Source organism: Empedobacter sp. EJD.6dd (assembly GCF_057369435.1).
Genome location: NZ_CM170667.1, coordinates 1,367,556 through 1,381,534, shown reverse-complemented (window position 1 = coordinate 1,381,534; position 13,979 = coordinate 1,367,556). Strand labels below are relative to the sequence as shown.

The window sequence follows — 13,979 nt, the reverse complement described above, 5'->3', positions numbered from 1 at the left end:
TACCAAATAAAAAAGTGATGCTAATTTTAGCATCACTTTAAGATATATAATAAAAATTATAAACGTATTATAAGCTGTAACGGATAAATCCAGTTACTTTCAAGTCAGCGTTAACAGCTTTAACAACATCTTGAACAGAAGTTTTTCCGTCTTTGATAGACGCTTGGTGAACTAATGTATTCTCTTTGAAGAATTTTTGTAATTTACCTTGAGCGATGTTTTCGATCATGTTTTCTGGTTTACCTTCAGCAGCTAAAGTTTCTTTCGCGATAGCTAATTCAGTATCAATTACAGATTGAGCAACTTGTGTTTCGTCTAAAGCTACTGGGTTCATAGCTGCAACTTGCATAGCAACGTCACGAGCAACCTCAGAAGCACCTTCTACGTTAGCAGATAAAGAAACTACAGCACCAATTTTGTTACCAGCGTGGATGTAAGAATTAACAATAGCACCTTCGATTGCTTGGAAAGTACCGATTTCGATTTTTTCTCCAATAACACCTGTTTGTTCAGTTAATTTTTCACCAACTGTGATACCAGCGTATGGTAAAGCTAATAATTCTTCTTTAGAGTTAACTGTTAAAGCTAAGTCAGCAATTTCGTTAGCCATAGCAACGAAAGCTTCGTTTTTAGCAACGAAATCAGTTTCACAATTTAAAGCGACAACGATACCTTTAGTTTGGTCAGCGTTAACTTTAGCGATAACTGCACCTTCAGTAGACTCACGGTCAGCTCTTTTAGCAGCTACTTTTTGTCCTTGTTTACGTAAAACTTCTACTGCTTTATCGAAATCTCCACCAGCTTCTTCTAAAGCTTTTTTAGAGTCCATCATTCCCGCACCAGTTGCGTTTCTTAATTTACTTACCTCAGCGGCTGTTGCTTTATAGCTCATAGTAATATTTTTATTTTGTTTCTTAATATTTTAAATAAAAGTAGCTCATACACCACATGATGGTATAGGAGCTACAAGGTATATTATATCGATGAATTGATCATCAAGTTAATGTTAAGCTTCTTTAGTTTCAGCTCCTTCTTCTTTACCTTCTTTTGCTTTTTCTTTTTCTGCTTTACGTGTAGATAAACCAGCTTTGATAGAATCAGCTATTGTTGTTAAGATGATATCGATAGATTTAGAAGCATCATCATTTGCAGGGATTGGGAAATCTACTTGACGAGGGTCAGTATTTGTATCAACCATTGCAAAGATTGGAATACCTAATTTTTGAGCTTCAGCGATTGCGATGTGCTCACGTACGATATCTACAACAAAAACTGCAGATGGTAAACGTGTCATATCAGCAATAGAACCTAAGTTTTTCTCTAAAGATGCTCTTTGACGATCAACTTGTAATCTTTCTTTTTTAGATAGTGTTTCAAACGTACCGTCTTTTTTCATACGATCGATTGAATTCATTTTTTTAACTGCTTTACGGATAGTAACAAAGTTAGTTAACATCCCACCAGGCCAACGTTCTGTAATATAAGGCATGTTAATTTCTTCAGCATGCTTAGCTACAACATCTTTTGCTTGTTTTTTAGTTGCAACAAAAAGAACTTTACGTCCAGATGCAGCAATTTTTCCTAAAGCTTCAGATGCTTCATCTAATTTCACTGCAGTTTTGTGAAGGTCGATGATGTGGATTCCGTTTTTCTCCATAAAAATATAAGGAGCCATAGCCGGATTCCATTTTCTTGTTAAGTGACCAAAGTGCACACCTGCACCTAATAAGTCCTTTACATTTACTTTTGCCATTTTCTTTTTTTTAGTTTACGTTCCGTTATCTCAACAAGCAACAAATAAGTGGTCGAAATTATCTAGCCTTATTTGTTTAGATGCTAAACCAACGGAAAATGGATTTTTTAATAAATTGAATAAATTAACGTTTAGAGAATTGGAATTTCTTACGCGCTTTCTTTTGACCGAATTTTTTACGTTCTACCATACGTGGGTCACGTGTTAATAACCCTTCTGGTTTTAATTGTAAACGAAAATCTGCGTCAACTTCACATAAAGCTCTAGAAATTGCTAAACGAATTGCTTCAGCTTGACCAGTGATTCCACCACCAAATACTTTGATATCTACATTGTATTTCTCAGTCGTACCTGTGATTAAAAATGGTTGCTCTACTTTGTATTGTAATACTGCTGTAGGGAAGTAGTTTGCTAACTCGCGTCCGTTAATGAAGATTTCTCCATTACCTTCTTGTAAGTATACACGAGCAACAGATGTTTTTCTACGTCCGATTTTATGAACTATTGCCATTAGATTAGATTATAAATATTCGTTAATATCGATTTGTTTTGGTTGTTGAGCTTCGTGATTGTGCTCTGTACCAACAAATACATGTAAATTAGTCAATAATTTACTACCTAATTTATTTTTAGGTAACATTCCTTTTACTGACTTTTCGATTAAGCGTACAGGATCTTTTGCAAATACTTCTTTTGCAGTTAAAGATCTTTGTCCACCTGGGTAACCTGTGTGACGAATGTATAATTTGTCATCCCATTTGTTACCTGTTAATTGAATTTTGTCAGCGTTTAAAACAATTACATAATCTCCACAATCTGCATGAGGAGTGAAGTTTGTTTTGTGCTTACCTCTGATAAGCTTCGCAACACCTGACGCTAAACGACCTAATGATAAGTCAGTAGCGTCCACAACTACCCATTCTTTCTGAGCAGTTTCTTTGTTGGCTGATGAAGTTTTGTAACTTAACGTGTCCACTATCTTGATTTTTAATATTTTATAAATTACCGACAATCCGATCGGGGTGCAAATGTACAAAATGATTCTGTTTTCCCAAAAGATTTTAGGAATTATTCACCACTTTGATGGATTTGTACCATTTAGAGGGTTGTCAAAACGTTTGCAAAATTACGTTAATTAATTGAAATTCCAACATTTTTTTCGAAATACAATGATTAATCAATTGAATAATCTGTTAGTTAATAGTTTATTGAATTAATTTTTCGATAGAATTTTTTAACAACAATGATAGAGTTATTATGGTTAGAATAAAAAAGCGTTCGAAAAATATAATTCCGAACGCTTTTATTATTATTATTTATTAAATATATATCTTAACCTCTTGAGAAAGGTAAGATTGTTTGAGTTGTAGAACCTAAACCTTCGATACCATATTCGATAACATCTCCTGGTTTTAACCAAACTTGAGGTGTTTTCCCCATTCCTGACCCTGCTGGAGAACCAGTAGAAATAATATCTCCAGGCATGAAAGACATGAATTGAGATAAGTAAGAAACTAACTTAGGAATTTTGTAGATGAAATCGCTTGTGCTACCATCTTGCATTAATTCTCCATTTAATTTTAACCAAACGCGTAAGTTATTTACATCATCGATTTCGTCTTTTGTCGCAATATATGGTCCAACAGGAGCAAATGTATCACATCCTTTTCCTTTGTCCCAAGTACCACCACGCTCTGTTTGGAAAGCACGTTCAGAAATATCATTAATCAGTGCATATCCATATACATGGTTCATTGCTTCTTCTTCTGTTACGTTATTTGCTTTTTCACCAATGATAATACAAAGTTCTGTTTCCCAGTCCATTTTTGTAGAACCATTAGGTTGCATAATTCCGTCTTCTGGACCATTAAAAGATTGATTAGCCTTGATAAACATAATTGGCTCTGCTTGTTGTTGCAAACCAGTTTCTTTTACGTGATCGTCAAAATTAAGACCTACACAAACAATTTTACCAGGTTTTGTAAGCGGTGTACCAATACGTACATCATCTTCAACCAAGGGTAAGCTATTTATGTTAAGCTCGATATATTTTTCTAATGTTTTTTGTTTTTCTACATTTCCAAAAAAGTCCTCATCATATACAATTCCAGATGCAGAAACATCAAATTTCTTATCATCGATGATGATACCTGATTTTTCTTGACCTTTTGGTCCGAATCTAAAAATTTTCATTTTCTCTATATTTTTTCCGTAGCAAAGATACAACGATTAGATTTTTTATAATTAAATAAAAAAAAGACATCTGTCAGTAACAGATGTCTTGTGTAGATAAATATCTTTTTATTTATTCAGAATTATTTAGCAATTCCTCTAGAAATTACAATTTTTTGGATTTCTGACGTTCCTTCGTAAATCTGAGTAATTTTAGCATCACGCATCATACGCTCTACATGATATTCGCGAACGTAACCATTTCCTCCGTGAATTTGAACTGCTTCAGAAGCAACTTCGTTTGCAGTTTTAGAAGCAAATAATTTTGCCATTGCACCAGAAATAGAAATGTCTTTACCTTCGTCTTTCTCAGCAGCAGCTTTAAAACATAACATACGAGCAGCTGTAATGTTAGTTGCCATATCTGCTAATTTGAATGCAACAGCTTGGTGATTGATAATTTCAGTTTTAAATGCTTTACGAATTTTAGCATAATCTAACGCTAATTCATAAGCACCTTGTGCAATACCTAATGCTTGAGAAGCGATACCAATACGACCACCATTCAATACATTCATTGCAAATGCAAATCCAAATCCGTCTTCACCGATGCGGTTTTCTTTCGGAACTTTTACATCATTAAAGAATAATGAATGTGTATCAGACCCACGAATACCCATTTTTTGTTCTTTTGGTCCGATTTCGAAACCTTCTAATCCTTTTTCTACAATAAAAGCATTAATTCCTTTGTGACCTTTTTCTGGATGAGTTTGAGCAATTACTAAATAAGTAGAAGCTGTTCCTCCGTTTGTAATCCAGTTTTTTGTACCATTTAATAAATAGTAATCTCCCATATCTACACCAGTAGTTTTTTGAGAAGTAGCATCAGAACCAGCATCTGGCTCAGATAAACAGAAAGCTCCGATCACTTGACCAGAAGCTAATGGTACTAAATATTTTTGTTTTTGCTCTTCAGAACAATATTTTTCCATGCCAGCACAAACCAACGAGTTGTTAACTGACATAACAACAGCAGCAGAAGCGTCAACTTTAGCGATTTCTTCCATTGCAATTACGTAAGAAACACTGTCTAAACCAGATCCTCCATATTTAGGGTCAACCATCATTCCTAAGAATCCTAGTTCTCCCATTTTTTTAACAGCATCGGTTGGGAAAGTTGATGTTTCGTCGCGTTCGATAACTCCAGGTAATAATTCAGCTTTTGCGAAATCACGAGCAGCTTCTTGAATCATTAATTGTTCTTCCGATAATTGAAAATTCATGTGATTATATTATTTATGGTTTTTATTATTTTATGACTATGACTTTGTTATTATTCAAATTTGAGAGAAAAAACAAAAGCTCTTGTTGATAATGAATTTAGACTTCCTGTCCAATAAGGTTCTGTGGTATCTTTATCAGGTACAATTTCATTATTGAAGAAGAACATTCCTTTTAGAGCTGGAGTTAGCTTAAATCGTTTGAAATATATTTCAATTCCAATTTCAGCTTGCCAGTTAAAGTTATTTGTTGTTGTTCTGAATACTCCAGTTGCATTATCATCTTCTTTCTTTTCATTGGATTGAAGATTCATCAAATACCCTAAACCTCCTTGTATATAAGGACGAGTGTTGTACCAACGATCTCCATGAAAATTAAGTAATAAAGGTATTTCGATATAAGTAGATTTTACTTCACGCATCACTTTAGATGGATCATCAATAGTTTCACCGGTTACTGGATCTAAATAGTTATTGAAATGTAAAATACGTTGTGCGAAATGCAATCCTGGTTCAGACTTTAAGTCGATGTAATCATTCACACGCATTTTAGCGATTAATCCAACAGAAAAACCAGCTTTACTTTCTTGATCCAAATAAACTAAACCATGCTCGTTTACACCATCATCTTCTGGCGGTTGAGGAGCTCCAGGAACAGGATTAGTTTGTGCTTTTGGAACAATCTTGTAATTCATCATATTTGTTCCTAAGAAATATCCAAAACTAAATTTTTTCTGATCAGTTTCAGTTCTATTTTCACCACGATCATTATTTGGGCGAAATTGAGCATTTGCAATGCTTGCAACAGTTAACGATAATGCGATGATAAGGTTTTTTCTCATAGACTTTCAACGAATAACAAGCGGTTTTATTTTATACTTTTATAAATGCTTGCAATACCAAAAGTAAGTTTTTTATCAATAGGTTGTGTAAAATTTACACTTTTCAAAATATTTTTCATTTCTTCTCCATGTGGAAAAGCACGAACAGAATCAGGTAAATAGGTATAAGCACTTTGATCTTTAGAAACCATTTTACCAATTGCAGGTAAAATATTTTTAGAATAAAATGTATACAATTGTTTCATAGGAAATGCAGTAGGATACGAAAATTCTAAAATAACGAATGTTCCGCCTGGTTTTAAAACACGATTGATTTCTGCTAAACCTTTTTCTAAATTCTCGAAGTTACGAACACCGAAAGAAACAGTTGCACAATCAAATGTATTGTCTGGAAAAGGTAAATTTTCTGAATCTCCTTGTACCATTTCTATGCGGTTATCCAAACCAGCTTCTTTTACTTTTTTACGACCAACTTCTAACATTCCGTTAGATAAATCTAAACCAGTAATTTTAGCATTAGTGTTTTTTCCCATCATAATTGCTAAATCTCCTGTTCCTGTAGCGATGTCTAAAATCGTTTGAGGATTAGAAGCTTTTACCATTTTGATGACGTCTTTTCTCCATTGTATATCAATTCCCATTGATAAAACACGGTTTAATAAGTCGTATTTAGGAGAAATATTATCGAACATTTGTTCGACTTGTTTCTTTTTATTTAAATCTGATGAATCGTAAGGTGTTACGGTATCGTGTTGATGATTTGCCATTTTGTAAAGTTATAAAATCTAAATTTTATTCGTAATTCTCGAAATAAAATTGTTTAAAATCTTCTTTGTTAAAAATTTTCGATAAATCTGTTGCTTTCTCGCTACTTGCACTTTTAATGAACATTTTAGGATAATCCTGATCAATGTTATAGTAAAAATTTTCGATATATAATTGAGAAGACCTTTCGATAATTCCATGATAAACTTTATTGTCTATCGCAATGTTATGAGATAAAAAAATAGAATCTTTATTTTTTCTAACACCATAAGGACGTGTAAACGTGTAATATTCTTGACGAGTAGGATTAATAAAACCGTTTGCACGTGTAATATCAACCACGGTGTCCACGTTTTTGTTATTAAAAGTATAAACAATATGTGTTTTACCTTTTTTTAACTCTACACGCGCATTTTGTTGTGGAGCAATAGTAAAATCTTTATCGTTTATTTTGATTGTCAAGGTTTTGTTTGATGGATTGTCAATCACATAACCATCTTTCTTGCTTAGAAAAACGTTATAGATAACAACGATTAAAGCAGCTAAACCACAGACAATTAATAAACCAACAATTGATGGATTTTTTTTCATGCTGCTAAATTAATTATACTTTATTAATTTCGGTATGAGTTATTACATATTTTTAACGACTATTTTAATGAAATGTGTAACTTTGCCGGTATTATTTTTTTATTAAAATTGAACAATATTAATATGATAAACTCTGTAATTACAGGTTCTGGACACTATCTGCCAAATAGAATTGTTACAAATGAGGATTTTGTGAATAGAGAATTCTTTGATGATAATGGTAATCGTTTAGATAAAAGTGGAGAAGAAATCACACGTAAATTTGAAGAAATTACAGAAATCAGAGAAAGAAGATACGTAGAAGACGATTTATTAAATTCTGATATTGCTACTGAAGCTGCAAAAATTGCAATTGAAAAAGCTGGAATTGATCCTGAAGAATTAGACTACGTAATTTGTGCGCACAATTTTGGAGATATAGATCCTGTAGCTCGTCAAATTGATATTATGCCTTCTATGTCTGCGAAAGTAAAGCATAAATTAGGTATAAAAAATCTAAAATGTAAACCTTACGATATGACTTTTGGTTGTCCTGGTTGGATAGAATCGTTAATCTTAGCGCATCAATTTATTCAGGCAAAAATTGCAAAGAAAATCTTAGTAATTGGTTCAGATACGTTATCTCGAGCAGTAGATCCTCACGATCGTACAGCGATGATTTTTGCTGATGGAGCAGGAGCTGTGGTTTTAGAAGCAAAAGAAGCAGATTATCAATATGGAATTATCAATCATGCTACATTATCGTATAACGGTGATGAAATGAATTATTTAGTAAACGGAACTTCTTTGAACCCAGCGTATGTTGGATCAATCAAAAATATCAACATGAAAGGTCGAAAAGTATATGAATTTGTGTTGAAAAATGTTCCTCCAGCAATTAAAGAATTGTTAGATGAAACAAATTTAACAATTACAGATATCGACAAAATATTGTTGCACCAAGCAAATGCAAAAATGGATCATGCAATGATCGAACGTTTGTATAAATTATATGGTGTTGAAATTCCAGAAAATGTAGACCCTATGACGGTTCAGTTTTTAGGAAATACATCTGTAGCTACAGTGCCTACAATGTTTAATTTAATCAAAGAAAATAGTTTAGCGCCACATCAATTTCATTCAAATGATAAAATTATCATGGCTTCTGTTGGAGCAAGTATGAATATTAATGCGGTGATTTACCAATTCGAAAAATAACTAAAACTCATACATTATTGTGAATACATTCGGAAGATTATTTAAAATTTCAACTTTTGGCGAAAGTCATGGTGTAGCGATAGGAGGTGTAATTGATGGAGTACCAAGCGGAATCGAATTAGATTTTGAATGGATTCAAGCACAATTAGATCGTCGTAAACCAGGACAATCTGCAATTGTTACACAACGTAAAGAACCAGATACAGTACAATTTCTTTCAGGAATTTTTGAAGGGAAAACAACAGGTGCTTCTATTGGGTTTATTATTCCGAATGACAATCAAAAATCTCACGATTACGATCATATCAAAGGTGTTTTTAGACCTTCACATGCCGATTTTACTTACGAGACTAAGTATGGTGTTCGTGATCATAGAGGAGGAGGAAGAACTTCTGCGCGCGAAACAGCAAATTGGGTTGTAGGTGGAGCTGTTGCAAAACATGTAATTCCTGCAATTAGCATAACAGCATATGTGAGTGGAGTTGGAGAACTGAGATTGGATAAAGATTATTCAACATTAGATTTTTCTAAAATAGAAGATACGGCAGTACGCTGTCCAGATTTGGAAATGGCAGAGAAGATGATTGATCGTATCAAAGAAATCCGAAAAGAAGGAGATACTATTGGTGGTGAAGTTACATGTGTTATTCAGAATGTACCTATTGGTTTAGGAGAACCAATTTTTGATAAATTACATGCTCGTTTAGGGCAAGCAATGATGTCAATTAACGCTGTAAAAGGTTTTGAATACGGAGAAGGTTTTGCTTCAACATCAATGAAAGGTTCTGAAATGAATGATCAATTCAACCAAGACGGAACGACTAAAACTAATTATTCTGGCGGTGTACAAGGCGGTGTTTCGAATGGAATGGATATTTATTTCAAAGTTGCTTTCAAACCAGTTGCGACCTTAATGCAAGAGCAAACTACGCTAAATGCAGACGGTGAAATGGTGGAAATGCACGGGAAAGGTCGTCACGATCCTTGTGTAGTTCCAAGAGCTGTACCGATTGTCGAAAGTTTAGCGGCAATGGTTTTAGCTGATATGTTGCTGATACAACGAACAAGAAATATATAAACAAAAAACTCCAACTTTTAAAGTTGGAGTTTTTTTAATGCTTTTAACCAAAATTCTTCATTTCTTTTCTGTACGTTTCGCCAATTGGTAACATCTTTTGTTGAAGATGGACTGAATTTCCATCAATCGACGTTAAATAATCAAGATTAATAATATACGAACGATGAATTCGTTTGAAATTATCAGTTAGTTTATTCTCGAACGATTTCATGGTTTCTAAAACCAATATTTTTTCAGTTTTTGTATGAATTCGGATATAATCTTTTAAACCTTCGATGTAAATTAAATCAGAAAAATTAATTTTAACCAATTTCCCATCAGCTTTTACAAATAAATAAGTGGATTGATTTTTAATAGCAGTTGTTTGAAAAAATTCAATATATTTTTTGATTGAAGCATCAAAACGTGTTTTAGTAATTGGTTTTAATAAATAATCAACTACATGAAAATTAAAACTTTCTAATGCATAATCTTGATAAGCTGTTGTTACGATAAATTTTTGTGAATCATCTAAAATTTTCATCAACTGAATTCCTGTCAATTCAGGCATTTGTATGTCCGTAAAAATTAAATCTACTTTATTGTTTTTCAAAAAATCAATCGCTTCAAAAACTTCTGTTGTTGCTAACAAAAGATTAAGCTGATCGTTTTCGGTTGCATGTTTTTTTAGTAGGTCGACAGCAAGAGGTTCGTCATCGATGATAATACAGTTAATTTTCGGCATCAAAAGGAATTTTTAAATAAATATGAAATGTTTCGTAATCGTTCTTGATTTCGAATGTATAATTATTTCCGAAATAATAATTCAATCTTTTTTTCAAATTTGCGAGTCCAATTCCAGAAGTTTCATCTTTTTGATGTTGATTAATTTTATTAGAAACTGAGATTTCGAGAAAAGAAGCATCAGTTTTTAAATTGATAATAATTGGATGATCTTTTTCTTTTACAACTCCATGTTTTAGTGCATTCTCTATAAACGGAGAAATAATATATGGGTGAATAAGTTTCTTAAAATTTTCGATTTTAAATACTTTTTCTACATGAAATTTTTCTCCATATCGAATTTTCTCTAAATCTAAATATTGATTGATATAATCTATTTCTCGTTCAATTTCAATCTTATCTTTATTGGTTTCATAGGTCGTAAAACGCATAATGGCGCTCAGGTTTTCGATTGCTTTTAAAGAATCTGAAGAATTTACACTTACCAAACTGTAAATATTATTTAGTGTATTAAATAAAAAATGTGGATTGATCTGAGATTTTAGAAAGTTTATTTCTGCTTCTTTTTTCTCTTTTTCTATAATATTATTTTGTTTTAATGTATTAATTGAATGCAGTGTCATCCATAAAAAAAGTGAAGAAAAAACGATAAATGAACCGAAATGTAAATTATCATAGATGTAAAAACTTATCGTTGTTCCTTCAAAGTAGTTTATTTTATCAAAAAGAAGATCTGTAATAATTTGTTCGATTATATATCGAATAATTATAAAGGTTATAAAGGAACATATGATGGATAATAATATTGATTTCCAATTGATGTTTTTTAGAAAATAAGGAGCAATAATGAAATAAATAACAAAAATGGTAATCAATTGAACAACATACATTGTTGATGAGAATAATGTAATTGCTGTAAGAAATGGACTTCCGTTGCTTAAATTAATTAATCCAGCAGTTAGATAATCAAAAAGAATGTAAAGAAACCAAAAACCTATAAGTATGAATGTGCTTTTTTGTTTAGAAAGGTTTAATTTTTTTTTATCAATCTTCATTATAATGTTTTTTGTAAAATTAGATTGTTTTCTACATAAACTGTTTACGATTCGTCGATTAATGAAATGGATTCGTCGATAAATTTGAAAAATGTTTTTTTAAATAATTGAGATTTGAATTAGAATTAAAAATTAACTCAAATGAAAAACTTATTTATTGCAATTGTTACATTTATTGGAACTAATCATTTATCTGCTCAAACAAACTATCAATTTCAAACAAAATTTGATGATGCGACTCCAGTTCTTAATCTTGGTACATTTCACATGGGATTTACTTCGGATGCTAATTCTACAGAATTTGATGAACATAATAAAGATAATATTCGCCAAGTGCATGAATTAGCAAAGAAAATAGCCGATTTTCAACCAACAATTATTTTGGTTGAACAAGAACCATATAAAAATAAGAAAATAGCTGCTGCTTATTCGGATTATTTAAAAAATCCAAAAATGAGATTTGAAAAACCTACAGAAATTGAGTTGTTAGCCTACGAAGTTGGACGTTTGAGTAATGTGAAACAAATTTATGGAATAGATTACCAGAAAGATTATTACTATCCTCTTTACTATGCCTTAAAAGATCAACAAGATACATTAACCTATAAAAAATATGAAACATTATTTTCTGCAAATGAGAAAAAAAATCTTATAAATGAAGATAAAATGAGTGTCTCTGAATTATTTGTGTTAAATAATCAACCAGATTATTTAGATGCATTAATAAATTTTAATGCTGATTTGTTAACAACGGTTTCTGTCAATGGTTATCCCTTAGGAGCAGAACAAGCAGCTAAGTTTTATGAGCGCAATCTATGGATGTTTGCTAACATGAATAATATAAAAGTAAACAAAAACGATCGCATTTTTGTTTTAATGGGCGCTACACATACGGCTTTCTTTAAAGATTTCTTAAGACGTTCACCAAAGTTTATAGAGGTAAATAGTTTAGACTACTTAAAATAAAAAAACCTCGCAATTGCGAGGTTTTTTATGTATAGTTGAATAATAATTATTCTTCTGTAGATGGAGTTTCTTCTGTAGTAACTTCTTCTTCTTTTTTCGCTTTTTTATCGTTAGCGTAAATAGGGTTATCGAAGTTAAAGAAAGAACCTTCTTCTTTATTAGAATTAGCAGCTTTTTCAGCGTCTAATTTAGCTAATTCTGCTCTAGTTTTAGCAGCTTCTTCAGCAGCTTTAATAGATGCAGCATCTGGTACAATTTCAAATCCGAAATCTACTTCAACATCTCTGTGGAAACGTACTTTTGCTTCGTATTTTCCTAAACGTTTAATAGTGTTTCCAGGGATTCTGATGTTTTTCTTCTCAATTTCAACACCAGCTTTTACTAAAGCTTCTGCTAAATCAGCGTTGTTAATAGATCCAAATAATTTGTCTCCAGAACCAACTTTAGCGTCAATTTTAACAACTAAACCGTCTAATTTAGTAGCTTTTTCTTTAGCAGCAGCAATTAAAGATGCTTCTTCAGCTTTACGAGCTTCTAAAACTTCATTTAATTCTTGAATATTTTTTGGTGTAGCAACTGATACTAATCCACGAGGGATTAAGAAGTTACGTGCATATCCAGGTTTTACTGAAACAACTTCAAATTCAAAACCTAAACCTTCTACATCTTGTCTTAAAATTACGTTCATGATATTTTAATATTTAGGTTATTATTTTAATTGATCACCAATAAATGGCATTAATGCTAAGTGACGAGCTCTTTTAATCGCTTTAGAAACTTTTCTTTGGTATTTTAAAGATGTTCCTGTGTAACGACGAGGTAAGATTTTACCTTGCTCATTCACGAATTGAATTAAGAAATCAGCGTCTTTATAGTCAACGTATTTGATTCCAAATTTTTTGAAACGACAATATTTTGAATTTGATTGTGTTTCGATATCTAAAGGAGATAAATAACGGATCTCTGATTCGTTACCACCTGCAGCTTTTTTTGCTAAATCGTCAATTGCCATGGCTTAATTACTTGTTAGAGTTAGACTTTAATTTTGTTCTACGTTTTTCAGCCCAGTCCATACCGTGCTTGTCTAATTTCACAGTTAAGAAACGGATTACACGCTCATCACGTTTGTAAGCTACTTCTAATTGAGAAACTAATTCGTTGTTGTCTGTTTTAAACTCTACTAAGTGGTAGAATCCATTTCTTTTGTTTTGAATTGGGTATGCTAATTTTTTCAATCCCCAGTTCTCTTTTGCTACGATTTCTCCTCCGTTAGCAGTAACAAAGTCATTGAATTTATTAACTGCTTCCTCTACCTGTGAATCAGATAGAACGGGAGTCAAAATGAAAACAGTTTCGTAATGTGTCATTTTTAACTTCTTTTAAGTTATTATTTATACTAAAATTCGAGGTGCAAATATATAAATAATAATCTAAATATTACAAATGAATAATTATTGAATTTTTATTAGCCCTTTATTTATTGAATATTATTGCTTTATCATATTTATGTTAAAAAAAATAGTGACTTTTTTTAAAAAAAATTTGCAGTTTAAAAAA

General features: G+C 31.9%; 16 protein-coding genes and 1 pseudogene. 3 read left to right on the top strand and 14 right to left on the bottom strand.

Annotated features, from left to right (window positions below):
• Nucleotides 1-67: 67 nt before the first annotated feature.
• From tsf to AC2I98_RS06445, 9 genes are all read right to left on the bottom strand, one after another.
• Nucleotides 68-892, bottom strand: a complete 825-nt coding sequence (gene tsf, locus AC2I98_RS06485; protein WP_486413792.1) for a translation elongation factor Ts — start codon at nt 890-892, stop codon at nt 68-70.
• A 114-nt stretch (nt 893-1,006) separates the two neighbouring features.
• Nucleotides 1,007-1,753 (bottom strand): 30S ribosomal protein S2, encoded by a 747-nt coding sequence (gene rpsB, locus AC2I98_RS06480; RefSeq protein ID WP_486413791.1) that lies wholly within the window; start codon nt 1,751-1,753, stop codon nt 1,007-1,009.
• 124 nt (nt 1,754-1,877) lie between these two features.
• Nucleotides 1,878-2,264, bottom strand: a complete 387-nt coding sequence (rpsI, locus tag AC2I98_RS06475; RefSeq protein ID WP_486413790.1) for a 30S ribosomal protein S9 — start codon at nt 2,262-2,264, stop codon at nt 1,878-1,880.
• 9 nt (nt 2,265-2,273) lie between these two features.
• Nucleotides 2,274-2,729 carry a 50S ribosomal protein L13 gene (rplM, locus tag AC2I98_RS06470; RefSeq protein WP_019975767.1) on the bottom strand — a complete coding sequence of 152 codons (456 nt, stop codon included), beginning with the start codon at nt 2,727-2,729 and terminating at the stop codon, nt 2,274-2,276.
• 356 nt (nt 2,730-3,085) lie between these two features.
• Nucleotides 3,086-3,946, bottom strand: coding sequence for a fumarylacetoacetate hydrolase family protein (locus AC2I98_RS06465; protein ID WP_486413789.1), 861 nt, complete (start codon nt 3,944-3,946; stop codon nt 3,086-3,088).
• A gap of 122 nt (nt 3,947-4,068) precedes the next feature.
• Nucleotides 4,069-5,208 carry an acyl-CoA dehydrogenase family protein gene (locus tag AC2I98_RS06460; RefSeq protein WP_486413788.1) on the bottom strand — a complete coding sequence of 380 codons (1,140 nt, stop codon included), beginning with the start codon at nt 5,206-5,208 and terminating at the stop codon, nt 4,069-4,071.
• Nucleotides 5,209-5,258: 50 nt separating this feature from the next.
• A complete protein-coding gene (porT, locus tag AC2I98_RS06455; protein ID WP_486413787.1) occupies nt 5,259-6,047 on the bottom strand; it encodes a type IX secretion/gliding motility protein PorT/SprT in 789 nt (262 codons plus the stop codon).
• Between the two features lie 26 nt (nt 6,048-6,073).
• Nucleotides 6,074-6,814 carry a bifunctional demethylmenaquinone methyltransferase/2-methoxy-6-polyprenyl-1,4-benzoquinol methylase UbiE gene (gene ubiE / locus AC2I98_RS06450; RefSeq protein ID WP_486413786.1) on the bottom strand — a complete coding sequence of 247 codons (741 nt, stop codon included), beginning with the start codon at nt 6,812-6,814 and terminating at the stop codon, nt 6,074-6,076.
• A 25-nt stretch (nt 6,815-6,839) separates the two neighbouring features.
• The gene (locus tag AC2I98_RS06445; protein WP_486413785.1) at nt 6,840-7,403 is read right to left on the bottom strand and encodes a hypothetical protein; all 564 of its coding nucleotides are present in this window, start codon (nt 7,401-7,403) and stop codon (nt 6,840-6,842) included.
• A 123-nt stretch (nt 7,404-7,526) separates the two neighbouring features.
• Between AC2I98_RS06445 and AC2I98_RS06440 the strand changes: the two genes are divergently transcribed.
• Nucleotides 7,527-8,600 (top strand): 3-oxoacyl-ACP synthase III family protein, encoded by a 1,074-nt coding sequence (locus AC2I98_RS06440; protein WP_486413784.1) that lies wholly within the window; start codon nt 7,527-7,529, stop codon nt 8,598-8,600.
• A 13-nt stretch (nt 8,601-8,613) separates the two neighbouring features.
• Nucleotides 8,614-9,678, top strand: coding sequence for a chorismate synthase (gene aroC, locus AC2I98_RS06435; protein WP_486414063.1), 1,065 nt, complete (start codon nt 8,614-8,616; stop codon nt 9,676-9,678).
• A gap of 43 nt (nt 9,679-9,721) precedes the next feature.
• Here the strand turns inward: aroC and AC2I98_RS06430 are convergent, their stop codons facing one another.
• Both AC2I98_RS06430 and AC2I98_RS06425 read right to left on the bottom strand, forming a co-directional pair.
• Nucleotides 9,722-10,402 (bottom strand): LytR/AlgR family response regulator transcription factor, encoded by a 681-nt coding sequence (locus AC2I98_RS06430; protein WP_486413783.1) that lies wholly within the window; start codon nt 10,400-10,402, stop codon nt 9,722-9,724.
• Complete coding sequence (locus AC2I98_RS06425; RefSeq protein WP_486413782.1) at nt 10,389-11,456, bottom strand: sensor histidine kinase; 1,068 nt, start codon at nt 11,454-11,456, stop codon at nt 10,389-10,391. Before AC2I98_RS06425 ends, AC2I98_RS06430 begins: the two co-directional genes overlap by 14 nt.
• A gap of 141 nt (nt 11,457-11,597) precedes the next feature.
• Between AC2I98_RS06425 and AC2I98_RS06420 the strand changes: the two genes are divergently transcribed.
• Nucleotides 11,598-12,422: a DUF5694 domain-containing protein gene (locus AC2I98_RS06420; RefSeq protein ID WP_486413781.1), complete on the top strand. Its 825-nt coding sequence runs from the start codon at nt 11,598-11,600 to the stop codon at nt 12,420-12,422.
• 190 nt (nt 12,423-12,612) lie between these two features.
• Here AC2I98_RS06420 and rplI read toward each other — a convergent pair.
• The 3 genes and pseudogenes from rplI to rpsF all read right to left on the bottom strand — a co-directional run.
• Nucleotides 12,613-13,110 (bottom strand): annotated as a pseudogene (gene rplI, locus AC2I98_RS06415) (50S ribosomal protein L9); the annotation flags it as partial.
• 21 nt (nt 13,111-13,131) lie between these two features.
• Nucleotides 13,132-13,434, bottom strand: a complete 303-nt coding sequence (gene rpsR / locus AC2I98_RS06410) for a 30S ribosomal protein S18 (protein WP_282629354.1) — start codon at nt 13,432-13,434, stop codon at nt 13,132-13,134.
• Nucleotides 13,435-13,441: 7 nt separating this feature from the next.
• Nucleotides 13,442-13,789 (bottom strand): 30S ribosomal protein S6, encoded by a 348-nt coding sequence (gene rpsF, locus AC2I98_RS06405; protein ID WP_019976571.1) that lies wholly within the window; start codon nt 13,787-13,789, stop codon nt 13,442-13,444.
• Between the last annotated feature and the right edge of the window lie 190 nt (nt 13,790-13,979).